Below are 24750 nucleotides of genomic sequence, written 5' to 3' on the forward strand. Positions count from 1 at the left end.
ACTATGACTAAGAACTATCTCAAAATGGCCTACCGCAACCTGATGCGCCACAAGGTCTTCTCGCTCATCAACATCTCCGGGCTGGCCCTGGGCATGACCTGCTCTATACTTATACTTTTATGGGTGCAAGACGAGGTGAGCTTCGATCGCTTTCATGATAAGATAGAGCGGGTTTACCAGGTAATGGAGGTGCAGAGTTACCCGGGTGCCGGTGATTTTGAGACACAGGCCACGCCAGGCCAACTGGCAGAAGCCATGCAGCAGGAGCTACCCGAAGTAGAGCAAGCGATACGTTATACTTGGCCTATGCCGATGCTGCTCTCGCACGGAGAACTGGGGTTTAAGGGGCAGGCTACCTATGCTGAGCAGCAGTTCTTCGAGGTTTTCTCCTTCCCGCTAATACAGGGAGACGCGAAACAGGCGCTGCAACAGCCCAATAGTGTGGTTATCTCGGATAGTATGGCTTACAAGCTTTTCGGGAGTACCGATGTGGTGGGCAAACTGCTGAAACTAAACAATGCGGAGAGCTATAAAGTAACAGGCGTAATGGCTGCGGTACCGCGGAACTCTTCCATGCAGTTTGATTATGTAATGCCGATAGAAGACTATGTGCGGAAACCGGAGAATGAATGGTTGAAGCACTGGGGGAATAATGGCCTCATGACCTACCTGCTGTTAAAGCCTGGCATCGATGTGGCTGCATTTGATAAAAAGATCGGCCCTTTTATAAAGCAGCGCTACGAAGCGTCTAACGTGGAGCTTTTCCTGCACCCATACGGCGACCTCCACCTGTATAGTTTCCAGAAGTCTGGAAGCAACCCGGGCATGATCCTGTATGTGCGGATATTTGCCGTGGTAGCCATTTTCCTATTGGTTATTGCCTGCATTAACTTCATGAACCTGGCTACGGCACGTTCTGCCAAGCGGGCCAAGGAGGTGGGGGTGCGCAAAGCCATCGGGGCACATAAGTCATCCCTCATCTCGCAGTTCATCATTGAGTCCATGCTGGTAGCCTTTATTGCGCTGTTCCTGGCTATGAACCTGACAGGTATGCTGCTGCCATACTTCAACGACTTTACCGGAAAGGAGATTCAGTTCGACTTAACGGATCCTTCGCTGCTGTTACTGCTGCTTGGCGTAACGCTGTTTACCGGTCTGGTGTCAGGTAGCTACCCGGCTTTTTTCCTGTCTTCCTTTAACCCGGCGTTGGTACTTAAAGGCACCGTAAAACTGAACAAGGGCGTAGCCAACTTCCGCAAAGGGCTTGTGGTGTTTCAATTCTCCTTATCAGCACTGCTGATAGTAAGCACCCTGGTGGTGGCGCTGCAGCTGCACTACATACGCAACCGCAACATTGGTATGAACCGCGAGAATGTGCTGAGCGTGGAACTGGAAGGTAATCTGCAAAAGAAGTATGACGTAGTGAAGCGGGAGTTGATGGAAGTGCCTGGAGTGCTCGCTGTTTCGGCAGCCAACAGAAACCCTATCGCCATCAGCCACAACACAGGCGATGTAAAATGGAAAGGCAAGGAAGTGAATGCCGATATTCTGGTGGATGTGATGGACGTGGATTTTGGCTTCCTGGAGATGATGGAGATAGAGCTGAAGGAAGGGCGCGCTTTCTCTGAAGACTTTGGCAAAGACTCGACGGCTTTCATCATAAACGAAGAGGCAGCCCGACAGATGAATATGAAGGAGCCTGTGGGGCAGTGGCTGAGCATCTGGAATGAGGGGCATATTGTCGGGGTGGTGAAAGATTTCCATTCCAGCTCGCTGCACGGCAAAACCAAGCCGCTGGCCATGCGTGTGCGTCCTGAGGAAGTTTCCGCCATGTTTGTGCGTGTGGCAGGCGGGCAGACGGAGCAGGTGCTTGCCGAAATGGAGCGGATAGCTAAGCAGCACAACCCGGCTTTCCCGTTCCAGTACCGCTTCCTGGATGAACAGTACGAGCAGATGTACCGCAGCGAAGCCATGATGGGTAAGCTTACGACTGCTTTTGCCTCTATCGCCATCTTCATCTCCTGCCTCGGCTTGTTTGGCCTGGCCCTGTTCACGGCCGAGCAGCGCACCAAGGAGATCGGTATCCGCAAGGTGTTGGGGGCCTCTGTGTCGGGCATCGTTTTCATGCTGAGCAAGGATTTCCTGAAACTGGTGCTGGTGGCTAACCTGGTCGCGCTGCCGCTGGGCTGGTACTTCATGAGCGGCTGGCTCAACGACTATGCCTACCGAACAGAATTAAGCTGGTGGATCTTTGCCCTGGCCTTTGTGGCTACTATCATCATCGCCCTTGTTACCCTGAGTTTCCATGCGGTAAAAACAGCCGTTGCCAACCCGATAAACTCGCTCAGAGCAGAATAAATATCACTAACCATAAGTACAAAATACAACCTATGAAAAAGTACCTGATTGCCCTGCTGTTGCTGACCGCTTTTGCCGTTAAAGCACAGGTGCCCAATACGCTTTCTGCAGCCGACAAAGTATACGGCCTGTCCAAATTCTGGCAGGAAGTGAACTACAACTTCGTTTACCTGGACAAAGTGGACCGTGAGAAGTGGGATAAAGCTTACCGGGAAGCCATCACGAAAGTACAGGCGACCAAAAATGACTATGCGTATTACCGCGAGCTGCAGAAGTTCTGCGCCCTGCTGAATGACGGACATACCAATATTTACCTGCCAAGGAGTATAGATTCGCTGGTGCAGGTCAACACCTTTGGGAAGTATAAAATCTTCCTGAGCAACATCGACAACAAAGCTGTAGTTACCCGCACCAACCTAAGTATAAAAGACGAAGTGCCGATTGGAAGCGAGATTATAGAAGTAAACGGATTAGCCACCGCCGATTACCTGCAGCAAAATGTGATGCCTTATATCTCCTCCTCTACGGACTATGTGCTGATGGACTGGGCTATAAATAACCTGCTGACAGGTATGCAAGGGGAGAAGTATGACATCAAGTATAAAACACCGAAGGGCAAGGTAAAGAGCCTGACGTTGACGCATGCCAAAACCACGGAGCAGGAGGTATACCCTGCGCTGGAGAAGAAAGAACTGCTGGAGTTAAAATGGTACCCGAACCAAACGGCTTACCTGGCCCTGAACGGGTTCCACGATCCGAAGATCAACGAGCTGTTCCTGGCAAAGCTGCCTGAGCTACGCAAAGCAAAAGCTCTGATTATTGACCTGCGCTACAACGGTGGCGGCTCTACGGATATCGGCCGTCAGATTTTGGATTACCTAAGTCCTGACACGCTGCTGTATGGTTCTAAGAATACGACGCGCCAGCACCTGGCAAGCTATAAGGCGTGGGGTGTGTTTACAGCTCCAAAAGATACAGTGGGCAACGAATGGGCGGCTAGATCTTTGAACGCCTTTCAAGACAGGCTGATGCATGAGTTTGACTATAGCCCGGCACAAAATAAGGTGCAGCAAAGCGAGAAGGTGATTGTGCCCACAGCTATACTTATCGGGCATAAAACCGCCTCCGCCGCCGAAGATTTCCTGATCTATGCCGATAACCAAAAGCACATGACCAAGATTGGCGAGAACTCCTTCGGCAGCACCGGTCAGCCTTTTATGTTCGAGATGCCCGGCGGTGGCCACGCACGCATCTGCACCAAAAAAGACACGTACCCGGATGGCCGCGAGTTTGTGGGCTACGGCGTGAAGCCAGACATTGAAGTAAAGATGACACTGCAGGACTACATCCAGAAAAAAGATCCTGTGCTGGAGAAGGCGCTGATGCAACTGAAAAAGCAAAAACTGCATCTCAGTAGTATAAACAACTTTTAGGCTATACTATGAAGAAAATTTTATCCCAGGCTACGGCAGTTGTGCTTGCACTTGGCTTTACCACCTGCTTTGCGCAAAAACCCCAGGAACTGCCAAGTATAAAATCGAATGCAGAGAACATCACTTATGCTGTAAACGATACTGAAAAACGTTCATCCTGGAAAATATCACCGGAACTAAAGCCCGACAGGCTGCAGGTGGAGTGTAAGCAGAAGAAAACGAAAGTGGCCTTTGTTTCGGATGTGGACTCGATCACGTTCAATGTAAAAGTTGGCGACACGGTTCGGTTCGCCGTGCTTTATGAGGGAAAAGAAGCCCTGACGGAAATTGTGGGCGTGCCGAAGAACGTGAATTTCACGAAGAAGTACATCCGGGAGCACCAGGGCAAGTTTAGTGTGGAAGTGCCGGAAGTGCATGAGCTGGCCAACATCCTGGTGGCTATCTCCAAAATAGGGCAGCAGGACTCCAACATGGTGGACATGACTACGCCATACTATAAAGAAGTGATGGCGCATTTCTCGCCGTATAAAAACCACCCGGTAATGGATGTAGTGAACCAGCACATCACCAAGGTGTTCGACAACGAGAGCTACTGGTACTACTATGCCATGAAAATGAACGCCTGCGCCTACGTGTTCGATAAAAAAGGGAACATCAAAAACGAAGGCATCATCCGGAAAATGGGCTTCAGTAATCAAGGAGATCCGATCTTAGCCAATCTTGCCCTTATCGAGGATTTTGCCAGAAAATCGAACTTCCGAAAGTTTTACAGGCAGCACCTGCCATACTTCAACGAGCTTATCCGGACGTATCGCACCCAAAACCCGATTACCCAACAGCAGGAGTGGCTGGAAAGAATTTTTGGGTTTACCTATGGTAATTATCGCGTTACCTTCTCACCGCTGGTAGGTGGAGCCCACTCAACGCAAAGCTTTGAAGATAATGGCTTTGATCAGACAGTAATGTTTGTGCGCAGGGTGGATCTTAATCCAAAGTATAACGAGAAGGTAAACGAGATGCGCAACACACGGGTGGTGTTTACCGAGATAGACCACAACTTCGTGAACCCGACATCCGACAAGTATGCCAAACAGATAGACGAAGTTTTTGGAGACAGGGCAAAATGGGTAATGGAAAGCAACGGCACCAGCGCCTACAGTTCGCCTTACAACGTGTTCAACGAGTACATGACCTGGAGTATCTACTCGCTTTATTGCCTGGATAAGTTCTCTGCCGAAGACAACGCCACTTTTATACCTATCATGGAGCACCAAATGGAAAAGAAGAGAGGCTTTATCCGATTCGCAGACTTCAATCAAAAGCTGATCTCTCTTTACGAAGAGAATCCGAAGTTAAGTATAGATGAACTGTATACGGCCATGCTGGACTGGAGCAGAAACCTGCAGGCAAAACTGTAGAAGTATAAAATAGGCTAGCCTGAGAAGCCCGTTAAGCTAAAGTAGAACCAGGAAATAAAGGCAAGTGAGAGGCATCGGCCCTGTAAGTGGATAAGCTTACAGGGCCGATGCGTTTTCATGCTTCAGTAGTCCTTGTGGCCTGTAGTAGAAGATTTTTTAAAGGATGTTTTTTGCGGTTTACAATGACAAAAAAGCGTTACAAAACCGCACAGGTGTTACAGGTACAGGTGTATCAAAACCGAACAGAAAGGAAAGTACTTGTTTTGTAAAGTGCTGTTTAGTAGTATTTTAAATTTTGGCATCGATTTTTCATAGAGTCTTTCAGCAAGCCGACAATGAAAAGGGAATCAGGGCGGTAAGCATGAAACCAAGCCATAAGTTACACACAAAATAAAACCATGAAAAAGTCATTAACTTCTATGTTCATTATGCTGGTGCTGGTAGCGCCGGCCTTGGCACAAAAAATCCACAAAGGCCTTCCGGTTGTGAAGGCAACCGCTACAGTAGCCGATTATAAGATTGGTAAGGAACTAGTGAAGGGTAACTGGAACATCATGCCGGAAATCTCGCCGGATGTGCTGCGCGTGCCGGTGCACAAGGCAAAGGAAAACTTTACCTTCTACACCAACACCGACTCCATCAGCTTTGCAGTAAAGGCCGGCAAATCCTACCGCTTCTACGTGAACCTGAACGATACAGCCTATGCCTTAACAGAGCTGCAGGGGTATGGGTTTGAGGCGGTTGAGTTTAATGAGCGCCAACCAGCGGCAGCCTATACGTTGCTGTATGAAGAGAACCGGAGCAATGCCTACCTGCAGGAACTGCGCACAACGTATAACCTGGATGCCATAGTGGCAGGCGCCGCCAACGATACCGAAAAGGCGCTGCGCATGGTGAACTGGGTGCACAAGCAGTGGCAGCACAATGGCATGAACGAGCCAAGCAGCCCGGACGCGCTGACTATACTTGCCGAAGCGAAAGAGGGCAAGCAGTTCCGTTGCGTGGAGTACGGCATCGTAACCACAGCCGCCTTAAATGCCATTGGCCTGCCCGCCCGCACCATGGGTTTGAAGATGCAGGAAGTGGAGACCATTGAGTTTGGGGCCGGACACGTGCTGCTGGAAGTATACCTGCCAGACCTGAAAAAGTGGGTAATGCTGGACGGCCAGTTCGACGTGATGCCAGTGCTGAACAATGTGCCGCTCAATGCCGTGGAGTTTCAGCAGGCCATTGCCAACAACTACAGCAAGCTGGAGATCAGGAGTATATCTGGTACTAGCAAGGCGCAGTATGTAAACTGGGTATACCCATACCTGTACTACTTCGATGTGAAATTTGATAACCGCGAGGGAGTGGCACTTGAGAGAGAAACGGTGGACGGGAAAAGCTCGCTGATGCTGGTGCCGGTAGGGGCGAAGGTGCCGGAGGTGTTCCAGCGCAAGTATCCGATGCAGATGTACAAATATACCAATTCCCTTGCAGACCTGTACCAGGCGCCTGTGCTGCCAGCCGCCGCCACCACGGCATCAAGGTAAGTATAAAGTATAAACCTGAAACTTTTTGGCTGTTGCTTTCCGTTAATAATGCGGTGGTAACAGCCAAAATGCCGTAAATAATTCGTACATTTGTGGCATACTTCTTGAAGTACAAATATCAAGAATTCGTTCTTTAACTTAATGGGGATGACCGGAATTGACAGCTTGTGCAGATTGCGTGTAAGCATGTCGGGTGATGAACGTACCACCTGTTAAAAATCCGTTCGAACAATAACTGGCGAATATAACTACGCCATGGCTGCCTAGTCTAGGTACTAAGCACTAGCCATAGTCTCGTGCAGGTTTCGTAAATCTGCCTGCACATACGAGGCTTCGATCCGATTTACTAGTCTGTGTAAGGGTGCGGTGCACAGGCGAAATAAAGCATCTAAGGAGTGCGCATTAGTTTGGTTTATACTAGCAAGCTCCCGACAATCCTAATAAACCTAAGCATGTAGAAGGCACGACGGTTTCCTTGTCTGGACCAGGGTTCGAATCCCTGCATCTCCACCAGTATCAGTACTAAAACTTTAAAAAAGCCTGTAAATAGTTGATTTACAGGATTTTTTGTTTTTAGGCAGCGTTAAATTTTACCACTTTTTCTCACATTTCAGGTGAGTGATCTGGTGAGTAACGCATGCGACGATAATGACTCACCAGAATTTATGTAACTAATTGATACCCAAGATGTACAGCGGCTGTACATCTTGTGCTCTAGTGACTGTAAAGCTACATTTGTTTAACCTCAAAAGTCACTGTTATGAGAGTCAATTTTAACCTCCTGTTCTACCTTAAGAAACCAAAGCACTACAATACAGGATCTGTACCAATTTATATGCGGATTACTGTTGAAGGAAAACGCGCTGAGCTGACTACCGGGAGGGAGTGCGAGCCCAGTAGGTGGAACGCCGCCGCTGGTCGGGTCATCGGCACAAAAGCTAGTATTAAGTCTATGAACATGTACCTGGACAACCTTCAGGCAAAGGTGTATGAAGCCCACCGGCAGCTGGTGGAGGCAGAGCAAGCTATTACGGCGGAGTCTATCAAAAACAAATTCATAGGCAAAGAGGAGAGCCCGAGAATGCTGATTGAAATTTTTGAAGAGCACAATCTAAAGCTGAAGGCTCTGGTTGGTGCCGAATACTCAGCTGAAACTCTGAAGCGGTACAAGACCTCTCTGAGGCATACCGCCGGTTTCCTGCGCTGGAAATACAAAGTGGATGACATCGACATCAGAAAGGTGGACCCCTTCTTTGTCTCCGAATATGATTTCTACCTGCGCAGTGTTCGCAAGTGCTGCAATAATTCAGCTGTCAAGTACATCAAGAACTTCGGCAAAGTAATCCGCATCTGCCTGGCCAATGGATGGCTGGAATCTGATCCGTTCAGAAACTATAAGGCTAAGACCAAGAAGGTAGACCGTGTTTTCTTGACAGAAGAGGAACTGCAGAAGATGGCCGATAAAGTGTTTGTCAGTGACCGCCTGACACAGGTACGGGACATCTTTCTATTCAGCTGTTTCACCGGACTCGCCTACGTGGACGTGCAGAAACTGAAGCATTCGGATATCCGGAAGGGAGTGGACGGCGAACAGTGGATCTTCAAGAACCGGCAAAAGACAGACACCGCCTCTCGCATTCCTTTGCTTCCAATGGCACTTAGTATACTGGAGCGCTATAGGGAGCATCCGCAGTGCGTGTATGAAGGCCGCTTGCTACCTGTACTTAGCAATCAGAAAATGAACGCTTATCTGAAGGAAATAGCGGACATATGTGGCATCACAAAGTCTATTACCTTTCATATTGCCCGCCATACTTTTGCCACTACTGTCACGCTATTGAACGGCGTGCCTATGGAGAGTGTATCGAAGATGCTGGGGCATACCAGTCTCAGAACTACTCAGTATTACGCTAAAATACTGGATGTAAAGGTGGGAGAGGATATGCAAAAGCTTCGGGAGCGGCTTAAATTATAGTTTATGTATTCTAGGAAACTATTAATTGAAGTTAACACTTCCGTAAGAGTTTATCATGTGAATATACAAGAAGCCTTCGTGTTACATATTATGCACTTATAACCAAGTGGTTGCTGGTTCGTGTGTTGCTTCTGCAGATCCGCTACAGCTGTACTCAAGAGTTATCCCGGAGGTTAGGGATGGGATGAAAAAGGAAACCTCCTGTTTTAGGGATATAGTTGGTGTACCGCCCAAAAACAGGAGGTTTTTTATGTGTCCTGCTCTTAGAAGCGCACCATCCAATGCTGAAGTTGCCTCAGGTCCTGTTATTCTGGAGTATATCAAGGAACTGGTTGAAAAGACGATCAGGCTGATAGATACCAATAGTCAGTACCTAAGGATTTCTGTTGTTGTCATTTAGACAACTGTTTGCTATCTTTACCGTAACTAATAGTAGCTCATGCACGTCATCAGTCAAAAAACCATCAAAGAGTACTACGAAAAGCATGCCGCTGCCAAACCTTACCTGACAGCCTGGTACAAGACTGTCAAGAAGGCCCAGTGGGGGAGCGTTAACGATATCAGGCAGGATTTTCCTAGTGCCGAGATGGTGGTGGATGGTAAGGTGGTGTTTAACATTAAGGCAAATGACTTTAGGCTCGTGGCCTTGGTCGGGTTTAGGGGCAAGAAGGTTTTTGTGCTCTGGATCGGCACACATGCCGAGTATGACAAGATAAAAATAAAAGACCTTTGATTCGGGGTAATGGAAATGGCTTAAGGATTTGTATATGGAAGATGTTAGATTGATTCGCAGCGAGAAGGACTATCAGGCAGCCCTCAAACAGATTAGGGCACTGTGGGACGCGGAGCCGGGCACGCCGGAGGAAGACCAGTTAGAGATCCTCTCTATACTTGTCAGCAAGTATGAGGAGGAGCACTTCCCGATCGAGGAGCCTGACCCGATCGAATATATTAAGGTTCGTATGGAGGAGCTGGGGCTCCGTCAGGAGGATTTGGTGCCTTACATGGGCAACAAAGGAAACGTGTCAAAGGTGCTTAACCGGAAGCGCTCGCTTTCCCTGGAGATGATCCGAAACCTGCACCGTGGCCTGCGCTTTCCGCTGGAGGTGCTCATTGGCGAGTCTTCGCTCGGCCTCAGGTCTAATCATTGAGCCCCTTAAGCTTTTAAACATATAATGAAAGAACAGAGGAGTTTAGGGTGAAGGCACCTTCCAAGAGTGGCTCAGTTTTATGGGAAACCTCTACAGGCGTTGAGTTCTATGAGCGCCTGTTGGCCAACGAGCGGGAGAAGGTTGAAAGCCTCAGGCAGCAAAAGCGGGCGTAACTGCCAGAGGATCCGTGGATGCATCAGGTGGCTTTTTTATAAGCCGCCTTTCTTTTGTTTGCTGCCTTCCGCTTCCTCCAATAGCTCCACGCGCCTTTCGGCCTCTTCCGGGCTAAGGTGATAAGTAGAGTCCGCCCAGAGAGCCGCCTCGGGGTAAGCCTGCGAGGAAGAGCAGCACCTTACTGTGTTGGCCGAGCACCTCCAGGCTCTTGCCCAGCTGAGAGAGGGAGTTGAGGACAAGGAAGCTAGATCGTAGTTTCAGGTGGGGGCGTAGCTCCAGCAGGGAGAGGAAGTCCATGAAGCCCTCGAGCAGGCAGAGGGTGCCGGCACCCTCATCAACGAAGGTGACGTCCTTGGGGGAGGAGGAGCCCTTGAACCAGTCGTTGCGCAGCTCGTACCCGCCCGACCGATTCTCAAACCCTACGGCTTTGTACTGTCTCGTCCCAATGGAGAAGCGCACCTCCTGACAGTAGAGTTTGGCTGCCTTAATAGAGATGCCTCGCAGCCGCAGGTAGTTTGCCAACTGGCTTTCATCCTCCAGGGGCTTTATGTCCAGTACCTTAATGCCGGTGGAACATCCCTGCTCCACCATGGGGCTTTCACGGGGAACAGAGTTTTTGCGAGGGTGGATAACATTGATGTTTGTTGCCGTTGAAGGGAAAAACTGTTCTGAGAGGACCTGGATCACCTCCCGGATGGTAGCGGTCCGGTGCAGGCGCAGGGCCAGGTCGAAGACCTTGCCGCCCTCGCCGGTGCCGTGGTCGTACCAGCGGTTCAAGCGCGTGCTGACCTTGAAGGAGGGCGTGCGCTCGGTGGCGCGGATCGGGGAGATGTACCACCAGTCCGATCCTATTTTCTTGGCGGGCAGAAAGCCCTGCCCTGCTAGAAAGTCCGTGATGGCGAGCTCGCTGTTGATTTGCTGAATGTTCATCTTTGCTCTTCGTTTGCGGGCAAGAAGATCATTTGTCGCATAGCAGCCTCTCTGTAGGGAAAGTAGCTGCCTGGAAAAATGAACCAGCGCCCCTTATTTGACACCTTTCAAAAGTGAGGGAGGATCATGAGGTTTTTTCACAAGGCGTTACATAGGTGGGTAAAATTTAGGCAGCCGCCCGAGCCCAGTTCCTGCTGCTGAATCAATCAAATTTAGGCTACTTTGTGGGTATTCAGGAAAGCCGGTCCCCGCTGCCCAAGTGCTTCTGACGGTGAAGTTGGAGTTCTTCAGAAGTTGGGTTTAGCTTGTGAAATGTGAAGAAAGGTTATTCTCCAACAGCATAGCCTTACAGGGCTACACCCGTAAAGCTACCGTTCAAAGAAGGGCTATCCGTATTATAACGGCTGCTGGTTTGGGGCCTTTCCTGCTCGACCTGAGCATGTACTTTGTTTGATTAGGTTGGCGGTTGTATGCCGGGCTTGATATAGAAGAGGGCTCTATATGACTAATCCCATATTCAAGATTTTTATAGGTATGGCGTTACTATGGATATAGTCCTAAGTAAGGTGTTGTAAAAATTGCACGAATATTTTCTTTTATAAATATATAATATATATTATGTTTGAGCGTTCAGAGCGTTTTGTCGTAGCTGTTTAACCTAACAGCAAGTAGGGGAGTAGGTCATAAGGTGTTGGTTGTGAGTGCTGTGTCGGTCTGAATGACGTGATGGCGCCTGTCAGGGTGCCTGATGCTTAGCTTGATACTATATGACTGCCTATGAAAACAATTGTACTACAACATGTCGGTGCGCTTCGGGTGTTGCCGTCTAAGTGCAAACTCTTGCCGCTTCTGGCTTTCGGCCTTTCCATGGTGTTGGCCTTGTCTCTCTCGGAGCAGGCCACAGCACAATCCAAAACGCAACTTCTCAGCCCTGTTATCTGGCTGCGCGCAGACTCCGGCACGGTTTCCCCTGCCGTGTGGTCCGACTGGCGGGGAGAAAAGCTAAGCGCCACCGCCCTTTCCGGAGCAGGCCCTTCTGTAAAAGGTGAGCTGAACTATAACAGGACGCTGGTCTTCGACGGGGTGAATGACTACATGAGGATCCCCTACAGCTTCGAGTTGCTACCGTCCCTGACTGTTATAGCCGTCTATCAGCCTGCCGACACCGTGGAGCGCGGGCTCTTCGGGACGGAGAAGGCGCTAGCCAGGAATGTAATGCTTTCCACCAAAAAATCGCTTGGCCCGGATGAGGCTGTTGACCGCTTCGGGGAGAACAGCAAGGTACCTGTTCTGAACACGGTCATCCAAAGCTGGTCGGAGAGCGCTGAGGTGGCTGACAGCGCCTACCTCGCCCTGGGCAGTGAGGGCAAGGGCAGCACGAAGAGCCCCTTCAGGGGGACGGTGGCGGAGCTGATGATTTTTGACAGATCCCTGAGCTTTCTCGAGCGCGTGCAGGCCGAGTCCTACCTGGCAATCAAGTACGGTATTCCGTTGCGTGACCGAAACTATGTGAGCTCAGCCGAGGAGGTGCTCTGGCACGCAGAAAAAAACAACGGCTATTCCGCCCGGATCACCGGGTTAGGCCGGGATGATGCCTTCGGCCTTTACCAGAAGCAGGCCAGGAGCACCGTGGATACGACAAACCTGCTGGTGATAAGCGCCGGGCAGCTGACCTCTTCCAACAGGCAGAACAAGACCCGGATAAACGACGGTGACTTCCTTTTGTGGGGCGACAACACCGGCCAGCTCACCCCCAAAACAGGCGAGGGGGCGGATAGTCTGATAACGTTTATGGAGCGGCAGTGGCTGATGGACGTGACCGGCACCACGGCCAGCCAGGTGCCCACCGAGCTACGGCTGGATCTGTCGCTGCTGCCAAAGTCTTCTCTTGGCTACTGGCTCGTGGTAGACCGCAGCGGCCAGGGCGGCTATGCCGCTGATAAGTTTGAATATATCATAGCTGACAGCGTGTCTGCTGACAGCATCGCCTATTTCAGTAATATGCACTGGGACACCGACAACTCCGGCAAGGATGTATTCGGCTTGGCCAGGGCTACCGATATGCTGGCCGTGTTAAGCGGCCTAAACAACCCGACGTGTGCGGCCGTGGACGGTGGGTCAGCAGTGATCAACGTGGTGGGTGGCAAGGCGCCTTTCCGGTACGAGCTCAGCAACGCCTCCACCGGTTCTTCCCTGAAGTGGGAGGGGGCGGCCCAAGCCCTGCAGGAGCAGCTGGCAGCCGGTGAGTACACCCTGAAGGTGACGGATGCCGCACAGCTCCAGGTGACCCGCACCTTCTCGCTGGAACTGCCGGGCACCCTGCTCGTGGACCTCGGCCAGGACCAGCAGCTGGAGAAAGACGGCGAGATCTTCCTGGACGCCACGGCAAGCATCCCGGACTCCATTCCTGTTACTTATAAGTGGGAGAGCAACTACGGCTTCAGCAGCACCGAGGGGCGCGTACGCATCACCGAACCCGGTGCCTACACAGTGACGGTTACCAACCAACACGGCTGTACCTTCAGCGACGAGGTGATCGTGTCCGGGCATGAGGCGGAGAACTTTAAGGTCTTCCCGAACTTCATCTCCAGCGGCAACACCTTCCAGATTGGGGTCTCTTTAAAGGAGAAGGCCAGTGTTAGCGTGAAGGTGTATGACCTGAAGGGCAACCTGCACTACAAGGTCGGTGGGGAGAACCGTACGGAGTACCACTTCAGGATACCGACCAGGAGCCGGGGCATGTACATGGTGGTGCTCGAGACCCCGAATGGCATTAAATCAGAAAAGATAATCGTGTTCTAAAAGGGGTAGCCTTTACCCCGCCTATTGATCGTTCACCCTTTTTCATCTCAGATGGCTATTAAAACAAACCAGCCCTGGAAGAAGCTTCCATGGGCTGCCTACACCCTGTTCTTTACATTTTTCATCTTTGCAAGCGCCTCAGGCAGTGCTGCCAACCCTACCCAGCCCAAACTTTATACTGCGGGAACGCAGGAAGGGCAGATCGGCGCAACGGAGAAGGCACCGGCCGACAACCCGGCTGACAACGTGTTCCATGTGCTCGTGGAGGAGCCGCTGAAGGGCAGTGAGCAGGCGTGGCTAGTGTACGAGGTGGACGGGGTGGAGGACCACACGGCCGTCTCCAGGGGCATCAACGATCAGCTGTCAGTGGGCGGCTACCTGGTGCGCAAGCGCTCGGGGTGGAGCAGGCAACGGGAGCGCATCGACGCAACCTGGCTCAGGACTGGCGACAACGTTATCCGTTTCACGCTGCCGAAGGGCGCCAAACATAATTACCGCGTGCGTAACGTGGGGCTGGAGATACAGGCCGCTGGCGCTACGCCGGGAGCAACGGAAAGGATCGTAATCAACCAGCCGCAGTCAAGCGGCTACTATCATAACCAAGCGTACATCAAGGGCTTTATCCAAGGTGCTACCGGCGCGGACGTCCAGGTGAAGGTGGACGGGAAGCCCGTGCGCGTGTTCCAAGGGGAGTTCGAGGCCCTAGTGCCTACCAAAAAAGGGAAAGACGGAAGAAAGGCCGAGGTGGAGGTGCATTTCGCTGACGGGCAGATCGCTTGCCGGGAGGTGCGCTTTGAGCGGCCGTTGGCAGCAGACTATAGCTACGCCCTCTCCTCGGAGGTAGGCCGCGCGGAGAAGCTTTTCTCCTTCAAGCAAACCGAGTCCATCTCGCTGGCGGGCACAGCCCTGACGGCGCGCTCCGGCGCGAGGCAGGAGTCCTCACCAATCTCTGTCACCACCCTTCGGGAGGTGGACATTCCGGCGCTGGACCCGGGCATGGTGAACGTGACCCGCTACAACGACGGCTTCCGCTACCTGCCTCACCGCACCACCTTCGAGAAGGAGGTAGACCTGCGGGTGGGCTACGATGAGAGCAAGATCCCGGCAGGCTACACCGAGAAGGACATCAAGACCTATTACTTCGACGAGGAGACGCACCATTGGGTGCCCCTGCCGTTAGATTCTGTATACGGGGAGCGGGCAGAGGTTGCCTCGCGCACGACCCACTTCACCGACATGATCAACGCGATCATGATGGTGCCGGAGTCGCCGGAGGCGCAGGCCTACACCCCCACCTCCATGAAGGGGATACAGGCGGCAAACCCCACGGCGGTGGTAAACCTGATCCAGGCGCCGCAGGCCAACAATACCGGCAGCGCCTCCATGGGCTACCCGATCAACTTGCCGGCCGGGCGTGGCGGCATGCAGCCGCAGCTGGCCATCAGCTACAACAGCGGGGGCGGCGACAGCTGGCTGGGTCTGGGCTGGAACCTGAGCACACCGAGCATCACTATCGATACCCGCTGGGGCGTGCCGCGCTACGACGCGACCAAGGAGACAGAGACCTACAGCATGAACGGAGAGCAGCTGAGCCCTACGGCCCACCGCTCCGAGCCGCAGGCCAGGAGCAGCGAAAAGCAGTTCTACCCACGGGTGGAGGGTGCCTTCAGCAGGATCATCCGCCACGGCGGCAGCCCAAAAACCTATTGGTGGGAGGTGACCGACAAGAGCGGCGTAACCTACTCTTACGGCGGTTCCTCCGGAAGCGGCGTCAACAGCAAGGCTATACTTGCCGATGAGGCAGGCAACATCGCCCACTGGGCGCTGGTGGAGGTAAGGGACCTGAGCGGCAACTTCATGCGCTACCACTACGACAAGGTGACGGACACGGGCGTGCAGGATGGTACCGTGCCGGGCTATCAGCTGTACGTGGACAAGATCACCTACACCGGCCACGGCAGCACAGAAGGCAGCTATGCGGTGCTCTTTACCCGCGACCGTGACCTGGGCGAGGCAAAACGAAAGGACATCAATATCAACGCCCGTTACGGCTTCAAGCAGGTAACGGCGGACCTGCTGCGCAAGGTGGAGGTGAGATATGCCGGCAAGCCGGTGCGCAGCTATGAGCTGAAGTATGTGGCAGGCGCCTTCCATAAGACGCTGCTTAGCGGCATCACGGAGTTTGATGCCGGGGGCAAGAAATTCACCGAGCATAGCTTTGACTACTACGATGACGTGAAGGCTAAGCAGGGTTATGTCCCCTTTAAGAATAGTGAAAGCTGGAACCCACAGTTAGATAACGTGCAAGGGGGATTCCTAAACCTTATCAAGGGCTTTGGGGATGAGGCTTCAGCATTGAGCGGCACAAAGTCTACGGACTTCAGTGCAGGCATGGCCGTGACAGTAGGCTTTAACGCCAACGTGGCTTCTAAAAGCCTGTCTGCAGGGGCAAACTTCAGCTACTCTCAGTCCACCAGCGAGGGGCTTCTGTCCATGATAGACATCAACGGTGACGGCCTGCCCGATAAAGTATTCGTGAAGGAGGACGGCATCCGCTACAGGCCAAACCTTTCAGGGCCTGCTGGCCAGCCCGCCTTTGGTGAACTGAAGCCGGTGCTTGGAATCAATGCCTTCCACAAAGAGAGGAGCAAAACGGTAGGAGGCGGCCTGGAAGCCCATGGCCCGGGCGTGGCGCCTGTCTTTGCCGGCGTGAGCAAGAGCACCACCACCTCTACCACGACCGTCTACTTCTCCGAAGTGAACGGCGACCAGTTGCCGGATGTGGTGGTGAACGGAAAGGTGTATTTTAACCATGTGAAGCCTGACGGGAGCGTTGTGTTCACCGCCAGCAGCAGTGACACCGAGAGCCCGATTAACCAGGGCGGGAAAGTGGCTGAGGGAATCCTGAAGGTGGACCCTGCCGAGCGTGAGCAAGCGATTGATCAGAATCCGCTTCATGATGTGGTCCGTATGTGGCAGGCTCCTTATACCGGAAAAGTCACTGTGACAGCCCCGGTCCAACTGATGAAGAGCACAGACCCTGTTAGGGAAGAAACTCCCGCTGATGGGGTTCGTGTCGCCATTCAGCTAAAGAGCCAGGAACTTTGGAATGCTGTTATAGGGCCAGATGATTATGCTGTACATGTTCCTGCCAAGGTAAACAACCTTTCTGTTCAAAAAGGGGATAGACTGTACTTCAGGGTACAGTCTGTTGCCAATGGTTCTTTTGACCAGGTACAGTGGGCCCCAAGCATAGAATATACGAACAAGGATACGGATCTGGAGGATGCAAACGGCAAGAAGCTCTATAGCTTCGCAGTGGAGAAGGATTATCTTCTCAGCGGGAACCAGGTCGTGACGGCGCCGATCAAGGGGCGGGTCAAGGTAGAGGGGACTTTCTCCAAGCCGGTTACCAGTGATGACGTGCAGGCGCTGGTCGTGAGCGTGTCAGAATCAGGGGAAGAAACCACTGTCTGGCAAAAGAAGTATGCTGGCAAAGATGTTATCAGCGAGAACATCTCTTTGGATACGGACGTTCTCGCTGGAGAATCCTTCGCTTTCCGCGTGAAGACGGATACCAACGTGGATTGGCCAGCTTTAAGCTGGACACCGAGGATGTACTACACCGCCTCTGGTGATCCCGCCTATCCGACAGTTTATAATGCGGAGGGGAAACCACTGATTGACTTCTACGCTGCCCCTTCTTACTCCATCTTCCCGCAGGTGGTACAGGCCAGTGAAGCATGGGAAGTGAGCCATGAGGTGTCTTCTATCAGCCTTACCCCAGAGCTTACATTCAATAGCTCTGAACACACTGGCGTGGCAACCTTTACTGTGAAACGTCAGTCAGAGCTTCTCCTGAAAGAGACATTGACAGTTGTGAGAGGGCAATTTACAGCCGCTGCGCCTTTTACCGTTCCTGTAAACAAGGGGGATAAGCTGTATATAGAGTACCATATTCCTAACGATAAGCTTGCCGGCACCCTCTCAAAGGCCGGGGCAACCGTTGTGATGGACAAGAAGTCGGTTACGGCTAATGCCGGTGTGCATACCCTCCTGAGCAACAAGGACAATGGCGATATCATCTTCGGGCCCATGTACAGGGGCTGGGGGCACTTTGCCTATAACGGCAACCGTGAAAGGGCATCGAGACCAATTAACGAGGTAGAGTTGAAGCTTAGTGATGCCGTGACCGATCCTAAAGAGATTGATCCGGACAAACTTAAGGATGGGAGGGATTTGGAAAGTGCAGGCGGGTACGATCCGAGCAAGGACCTTTTCATTGTACTTGCCCCTGTGGCAAAAGATAAACTTTGGACCGGAGCCGACGCATATACTTACCTGAGTGCCTCCACCATCAGCAGTTCCAGGATGGGGGATGACGATGTGTCTGGCCTGCAACCACTGCCAGGGGACGGTGAGGCTAGCAGGGCTATCCATAAAATCACCCGAAGCACGGGCGATTCATTCTCTGCAGGAGGATCCTTCGCAGGATTAGGGGGAAGCTACGGTAAGAGCCTTGGAGAGACCAGGGTGCTGACGGATTTCATGGACATGAACGGTGATAGCTACCCTGACGTGGTCACAGAGGAGCGTATCCAGTACACCGCTTCGCACGGTGCGCTCTCAGACAACTATGTCGAGCATGGGAATGGCCCTGGGCACGTAACGCAGTCAGAGTCTGACGGCGTTACCCTATCTGCAAGCTTCCCTACCTCTGAAGCCAAGTCTTCCCCGACAAACGCTAAAAAGGTTACCGTAAGCGTAGGGTCAGGCCAGAGCAGCGCCGGCCTGAGCGGTAACTATGCAAAAGGAAAGAACAGTGCGGACTTTAGCTATATTGATATCAATGGGGACGGCCTGCCTGATCGGGTGTATAAGGGAGGGGATGTGTCCCTGAACCTGGGCTATCGCTTTGCTGCAGTAGAGAAGTGGGGATTCACCGATATCCAATCCGGGGACAGCGAGAGCTCGGGCGCCGGCCTTGGCATCAGCATTGCCAACGGTAGCATCTCCGCAGGCGTGAGCCTGTCCAGGTCTGATAACGCCACTCGGGTCGCTTTACAGGATGTGAACGGCGATGGGCTTGTAGACGAGGTGCTAGAGGGGGATCCCATGCAGGTGCGACTGAATACAGGCAGCGGCTTTACCCCTCTAATCAAGTGGCAGGGAGCTTTCCAGGTCAATGAGAACTCATCTGCCAGTGAGTCTGCGAACCTAGCCTTCACGGCGGGTATCTATATTCCGGTTGTCAATATTAAAATATGCTTTAACCCGAGTACAAGCGTGGGAAGAGGCATGAGCCGCGAGCTCAGCAAAATGGCAGATGTAAATGGTGATGGTTTCCCTGATTATGTAAGATCAGAAAAGGATGATCAGCTGGTTGTATCTGCCTCCACCATCGGTCGCACCAATATGCTCAAGAGTGTGAAGCGTCCGCTGGGGGCCTCCTTTGTGCTGAACTACGAGCGCCAGGGCAACAGCTACGAAATGCCACAGGCCATGTGGGCACTGAGCCGCGTGGCTATGTTCGACGGCTACAAGGGCGACGGGCCGGACAGCCTGCTGACGACCTTCGCCTACGAGGACGGCTACTATGACCGCCACGAGCGGGAGTTCTACGGCTTTGCCAAAGTCATCACCCGCACCCACGACACCGGTAACGAGAACGCTGTGTACGCCAGCACTGAGCAGGTCTTTAAGAACTCCAGCTACTATGAAAAGGGGCTGCTGGTAAAGGAGTTGCTGAAAGACGCGGACGGCAAGCCGTACGTGGAGAAAGAGAATATTTTCGAACTGCACGACGCAGCTACGGGAGCCAGGCTGAGCACTGATAGCACGCCGGCAACAGGAAGCGTGTACCCTGCGCTAACGGAAACGCAGCAGCGCTTCTACGAGGGCCAGCCGCAGGCAGGTAAGAGCACCCGCACCCGCTTCGACTACGACCGCTACGGCAACGTGACGCGCATTGAGGACTATGGGGACGAGGACTCGAAAGACGACCTGTTCGCTCAGGTAACTTACCACTACAAGCCGGAGAGCTACATCATGAGCCTGCCGAGCTCGGTGGAGGTAAGTGGCACGGATAAAGTATACCGCAAGCGTGAGGCCGAGATTACAGATAAGGGACAGGTAAGCGAGATCCGCCAGTACCTCACGCAGGATAAGGCTGCTGTGTACAGTGTGGCGTACGACGCCTACGGCAACCTTTCCAAAGTGACACGGCCGGAGAATGCCGAAGGCCAGCGCTTCAGTATGAGCTTTACCTATGACGAGCAGGTACATACATATGTAACCAAAGTGAGCAACAGCTACGGCTACAGTTCAGAGGCCACCTACGACTTCCGCTTCGGGCAGGTGCTCTCGAGCAAGGACATGAACGGCAACCTGATCCAGTACACCATCGACAACCTGGGACGCTTGGAGACGGTTAAGGGACCTTACGAGATGAAGTCGGGCGCGCCTTTCACCATCCGCTTTGAGTACCACACGGAGGCACAGGTGCCGTGGGCGCTGACCAGGCACTACGACCCGGCCTTCCCGAACAACTTCATGGAGACGGCTACCTTTGTGGACGGTCTGGGCAGGGTGCTGCAGACGAAGAAAGACGCCGCCCTTTACCAGGGCGACGGAACGCCGGACAAGGAGGTGATGGTGGTGTCAGGCAAGGTGCTCTACGACGGCCTGGGCCGCGCGACGCACGCCTACTACCCGGTAACAGAGGAGCTAGGCAGTGCTAGCAGAATCAACACCACGGTGGACAAGGTGAAACCAACCTTCAGCACTTACGATGTAATGGATAGGACCTTGACGGTGACGCTACCGGACGGCGCAGTGAGCAAGACCGAATACGGCTTTGGCAGTGACTTTGCGGGGGCCATGCAGTTCCGGACGATGGCCACCGACGCCAACGGCATCGTGACGGACCAGTACACCGACACCCGCGGCAGGGTCACCTCGGTGAAGAACGCCGGTGATATCTGGACGAGCTTTACCTATAACGCCATGGGCGAGCAGACAGGGGCCACCGATGCATTGGGTCACACCACCGTGTCAGAATACGACCAGCTCGGGCGCCGCATCAGCCGCCTGCACCCGGATGCCGGCCTGACCACCTACAGCTATGATCTGGTAGGCAATTTAGCTGCGTTGGAAACAGCGAGCATGCGGGAGGCTGGCATAGGGGCTGTTGCCTATAAGTACGACTTTGAGCGTTTAACAAATATTACCTATCCGCAGAACCCGGAGAACAATGTTCACTATACCTACGGCGAGGCCGGGGCAGCGCATAACCGCGCCGGCAGGATTGTGCTGCAGGAGGATGCCTCTGGTGCGCAGGAGTATTTCTACGGAGCGTTGGGTGAGGTGGTGAAGAACATCCGCACCATTGTGATCCCGCAGCACGACGAGCAGACCTTCGTGACCGAGTGGAGCTATGATACCTGGAACCGCCTGACTTCGTTGATGTACCCAGATGGGGAGAAGGTGGACTACACTTACAACACCGGCGGCCTGTTGCGCAGCATGAACGGCAAGAAGAAGGGCGAAGACTACCGCTACGTGCAGCAGCTGGGCTACGATAAGTTCGGTCAGCGTGTGTTCCTGGCCTACGGCAACGGCACCAAGACCACCTATAGCTACGAGGCAGACCGGCGCAGGCTGCAGAACATGGTAGCCAGAACAGCCAAGGGTCGCGCCATGATGGACAACGTGTACGGCTACGACAAGGTGAACAACATCCTGAGCCTGAAGAACAACGCGCCGGTGCCAGGCAGCAGCCTGATGGGTGGCTCCTCTTCCTACAGCTACACCTACGACGAACTCTACCGCCTCACCGAGGCTATTGGCTCCTTCAAGGGAAGCAACGAGGAGCACCGTTATACCTTGCAGATGAGCTACAACGAGGTGGGCAGCATCCTGAGCAAGGTGCAGACGCACGACCGTAAGGGCGGTGGCGGCGACAGCTGGGTAACACAGAAAAGGACCACCTATGCGCAGGAGTACACCTACGGCGATAAACAGCCGCACGCACCGGAGCTGATCGGGCGCCAGCGCTACAGCTATGATGCATCGGGCAACCAGACCGGCTGGAAGGACGAGGTAAGCGGCCAGCGTCGGCAGATCGTGTGGGACGAGGAGAACCGCATCCGCGCGATCATGGATAACGGCGCCGCCTTCCATTATACCTATGACGCATCGGGAATGAGAGTATTGAAGGGCAGAAGCAGCGGCCAGGCTGTGTACGTGAACGGGCAGCACAAGGCGGGCTCGGGCGGTATCGGCAACTTCACCGTGTACGTGAACCCGTACCTGGTGCTCAAGAGCGGCGGCTACACCAAGCACTTCTACATCGAGGGGCAGCGCATCACCAGCAAGCTGGGCAGCGGCAACGGCGCCGACACCAAGAACAACAAGGCTGGCGGCAACGAGGTGAACTACCCGGGTAAGCGCGACCAGGTGCAGGAGGGCATCGTGCGCAACCTCAAGTTTCTGGGCCAGGACGGGGCGATCCTGACAGCAGGCAAGAGCGGCAAGGTGCCGCCGGGGCAGATCATTGGAGAGAAAGGCAACAACGGCGGGGGCAAGAACAAGGACAAAGAGAGCTTCATGTACTTCTTCCACCCTGATCACCTGGGCAGCTCAAGCTTCATCACCGACGCCTCGGGGGAGGTGTACCAGCACCTGGAGTACTTTGCTTTCGGGGAGACCTTTGTGGAGGAGCACAGCAATACCCATCGCACGCCTTACCTGTTCAACGGCAAGGAACTGGACGAGGAGACGGGGCTCTACTACTATGGGGCTAGGTACTATGACCCGAGGACAAGCATCTGGCAGAGCTTGGATCCATTAGCGGAAAAATATCCGGGATGGAGTCCGTACAGCTACACCTTCAATAATCCTATACTTTTCAAAGATCCTGACGGAAGAGATCCGATTTCTGGAATTGTAGAGGCTGTTTCATCTTTTGTATTAAGTGCAGGAATGGACTTTGTGACGGGCTGGCTTATTGAAGGAAACTCTACAAAGGCTGCTTTTGATGGAATAAGCTGGAGTGCTGCTTGCTGGGATGCGGGTAAGACTTATGCGATGGCAAGTGTATTGCCACCAGGAGCTGCAACTGCTCAAAAGGCTTATAAGCTGGCTAATACTTTACCGGGCAAAATCGTTTTGTCAATTTCTGAGAAGATGACAACTAAGGTAATAGATGCATATTTGGAAGATCCCGATAATTTTGCAATTGATAAGGAAGTTTTGACAGGGTTATTCTTGGAAAGTACAATTGAAACTTTAGTTGAAGTAGGCATTGGTGATCGTGCAGATGAGCTACTCAGCGTCTTAAAGAAGGAGAATAAAAAGCTATATCAAAAGTTGAATACATATAAGAACAAGCTAGAGAATGGTGAATCTTCTAAAAGGGTTAATAACTACAGAAAGAGAGTAGAAGAACAAGCTGAAAAAAGTAAAAAGGCAGGCACAGACTATATTCAAACTAAAACATTAGACAAGGCCGCACAGGAGGTTACATCTTCATATGTCAAGGAAAAAACAATATCAGACCAGTGATACAAGGGCAAAAAAGCTTCTCAGCTCTAAAGGATTATATTTTGTTGTTCTACTTTTGTCAATTCTGGCATTGTATTACAAAGGGGCTATAATCAATGAAGCTAAGCTTCTAAAATATATGAAAGTAAGCGCTTCAATTACATTACTATTTTCTTTGTTTATTTGGCGCTTTTTAAAATTTAAGGATTACTATTTAAGAAAGTTTAAAGATAGGCTGTACGTAGTTTATTTTATTGTGGCATTTGGAATGTCCTCTTGGCTCCTTTCAGAAATAATTGGCGTTCCACTGGACTACTACCTCATTCATGAAAGCAGAGTGGAGCCTACTAAAACTATTGATTGTGAAATAGTAAGCTATACCAGAAAAAAGAAAGACAAAGTAACCTATAGGTTTAAGGGTGAGCTTTATAATCATTACATGGTAATTCCTGATGAGAGAGTGACAGATGTGTCCCAAAAGTACATGGTTAGGCTTAGGGTTAAACCTACGCTATTTGAAGCTTATTATGTTGAGTCAATCAAGCTAGTTAAATTATGATAAGTACACTTGTTGCTTTTTTAATTTTATGGATTCAATCACCTCTACAAGGACAAATCTCTGCAATAAAGCTAACATATAAAATAAGTGTAGAGGCACCGGAAAGAGAAAAGTCAGATGGATTAGCTGGGCAAACACTCTTTCCTGATTCTGTCAGTGTAACATATGCCGCTAGTGGAGACTATGTACTCGTTCCACATGACAAAGGATTTCAATCAAGAACAGTCTATAACAGTGATAGTAATTTGATTTACACGTTTCAGGAAGGCTCCTTATTTGTAACAGCAATAGATGCAGGTTTTGATTTGGAAGAATCTAGAGGATTAACTCCCAAAGTCGAATTGACAAATGACACAATACTAATCAATGGGGCTGAACTTCTAGTTGTTGAGGTTACGTGGAGAACTGGGAAATTTAAATATTTCTTTAAACCTGACTTTTTACAAATAGACCCTCAGCTATTTGAGAAGTATAAATACGATCAATGGGGAAAGTATCTTTCATTGTCTGGAGCGCTACCAGTTAGGATAGAAAAGGTGGTATATGGCTCTTATACAATAGTCTATGATCTTATCAGCCACACACATGAGAAGTATGATGAAAAGATATTTGAGCTGCCTGCAATGCAGGAGGTTGAAGGTTTGGGATCGGTTCTTATGAAAAAAAAAGTCTTCAAATTAGTAGGTACTAATTGACATTGTGAATCAATAGTGGCAGGATATTGGTGTTCAACCAATACCTTAAACGATTTGCGGTCTATCCCATTGCTATGAGATAATAGCCAAGTAGCACAAGATAAGGCGTCATTAATAGTAATAGACTACTTTAAGCTTTCACGAACATAGCAATCATATTTTTTCTCATCAGTATAT

General features: G+C 51.8%; 13 protein-coding genes and 1 other RNA gene. 13 read left to right on the forward strand and 1 reads right to left on the reverse strand.

Features of this window, described 5'->3' with window-relative positions; translation table 11 throughout:
* Positions 1-3 precede the first annotated feature (3 nt).
* The 9 genes from OO017_RS05995 (at position 4) to OO017_RS06035 (ending at position 9870) form a co-directional block, all read left to right on the forward strand.
* On the forward strand, positions 4-2358 hold the full coding sequence (locus OO017_RS05995) for an ABC transporter permease (protein WP_266051556.1): 2355 nt from the start codon (positions 4-6) through the stop codon (positions 2356-2358).
* A gap of 32 nt (positions 2359-2390) precedes the next feature.
* Positions 2391-3791 carry a S41 family peptidase gene (locus tag OO017_RS06000; RefSeq protein ID WP_266051557.1) on the forward strand — a complete coding sequence of 467 codons (1401 nt, stop codon included), beginning with the start codon at positions 2391-2393 and terminating at the stop codon, positions 3789-3791.
* Positions 3792-3799: 8 nt separating this feature from the next.
* Positions 3800-5209 carry a DUF4932 domain-containing protein gene (locus OO017_RS06005; protein ID WP_266051558.1) on the forward strand — a complete coding sequence of 470 codons (1410 nt, stop codon included), beginning with the start codon at positions 3800-3802 and terminating at the stop codon, positions 5207-5209.
* A 398-nt stretch (positions 5210-5607) separates the two neighbouring features.
* On the forward strand, positions 5608-6744 hold the full coding sequence (locus OO017_RS06010) for a transglutaminase-like domain-containing protein (RefSeq protein ID WP_266051559.1): 1137 nt from the start codon (positions 5608-5610) through the stop codon (positions 6742-6744).
* A gap of 143 nt (positions 6745-6887) precedes the next feature.
* Positions 6888-7257, forward strand: a transfer-messenger RNA (tmRNA) gene (gene ssrA, locus OO017_RS06015).
* 247 nt (positions 7258-7504) lie between these two features.
* Positions 7505-8719 carry a site-specific integrase gene (locus OO017_RS06020; protein WP_266051560.1) on the forward strand — a complete coding sequence of 405 codons (1215 nt, stop codon included), beginning with the start codon at positions 7505-7507 and terminating at the stop codon, positions 8717-8719.
* A gap of 184 nt (positions 8720-8903) precedes the next feature.
* Positions 8904-9119 (forward strand): hypothetical protein, encoded by a 216-nt coding sequence (locus tag OO017_RS06025; protein ID WP_266051561.1) that lies wholly within the window; start codon positions 8904-8906, stop codon positions 9117-9119.
* 39 nt (positions 9120-9158) lie between these two features.
* Positions 9159-9452, forward strand: coding sequence for a type II toxin-antitoxin system HigB family toxin (locus OO017_RS06030; protein WP_266051562.1), 294 nt, complete (start codon positions 9159-9161; stop codon positions 9450-9452).
* Between the two features lie 34 nt (positions 9453-9486).
* A complete protein-coding gene (locus OO017_RS06035) occupies positions 9487-9870 on the forward strand; it encodes a helix-turn-helix domain-containing protein (protein ID WP_266051563.1) in 384 nt (127 codons plus the stop codon).
* Between the two features lie 285 nt (positions 9871-10155).
* Here the strand turns inward: OO017_RS06035 and OO017_RS06040 are convergent, their stop codons facing one another.
* Positions 10156-10821, reverse strand: coding sequence for a DUF8464 domain-containing protein (locus tag OO017_RS06040; RefSeq protein ID WP_266051564.1), 666 nt, complete (start codon positions 10819-10821; stop codon positions 10156-10158).
* Between the two features lie 930 nt (positions 10822-11751).
* On the opposite strand from OO017_RS06040, the gene OO017_RS06045 reads away from it, so the two are divergent.
* The 4 genes from OO017_RS06045 to OO017_RS06060 are packed head-to-tail and all read left to right on the forward strand — an operon-like array spanning position 11752 to position 24573.
* The gene (locus OO017_RS06045) at positions 11752-13776 is read left to right on the forward strand and encodes a T9SS type A sorting domain-containing protein (protein ID WP_266051565.1); all 2025 of its coding nucleotides are present in this window, start codon (positions 11752-11754) and stop codon (positions 13774-13776) included.
* 51 nt (positions 13777-13827) lie between these two features.
* A complete protein-coding gene (locus OO017_RS06050) occupies positions 13828-23340 on the forward strand; it encodes a SpvB/TcaC N-terminal domain-containing protein (RefSeq protein WP_266051566.1) in 9513 nt (3170 codons plus the stop codon).
* On the forward strand, positions 23309-23878 hold the full coding sequence (locus OO017_RS06055) for a hypothetical protein (RefSeq protein WP_266051567.1): 570 nt from the start codon (positions 23309-23311) through the stop codon (positions 23876-23878). Before OO017_RS06050 ends, OO017_RS06055 begins: the two co-directional genes overlap by 32 nt.
* Positions 23875-24573 carry a hypothetical protein gene (locus OO017_RS06060; RefSeq protein ID WP_266051568.1) on the forward strand — a complete coding sequence of 233 codons (699 nt, stop codon included), beginning with the start codon at positions 23875-23877 and terminating at the stop codon, positions 24571-24573. Before OO017_RS06055 ends, OO017_RS06060 begins: the two co-directional genes overlap by 4 nt.
* The last annotated feature ends 177 nt before the right edge of the window (positions 24574-24750 follow it).

Source organism: Pontibacter anaerobius, assembly GCF_026241195.1.
GTDB classification, from domain to species: Bacteria; Bacteroidota; Bacteroidia; order Cytophagales; family Hymenobacteraceae; genus Pontibacter; species Pontibacter anaerobius.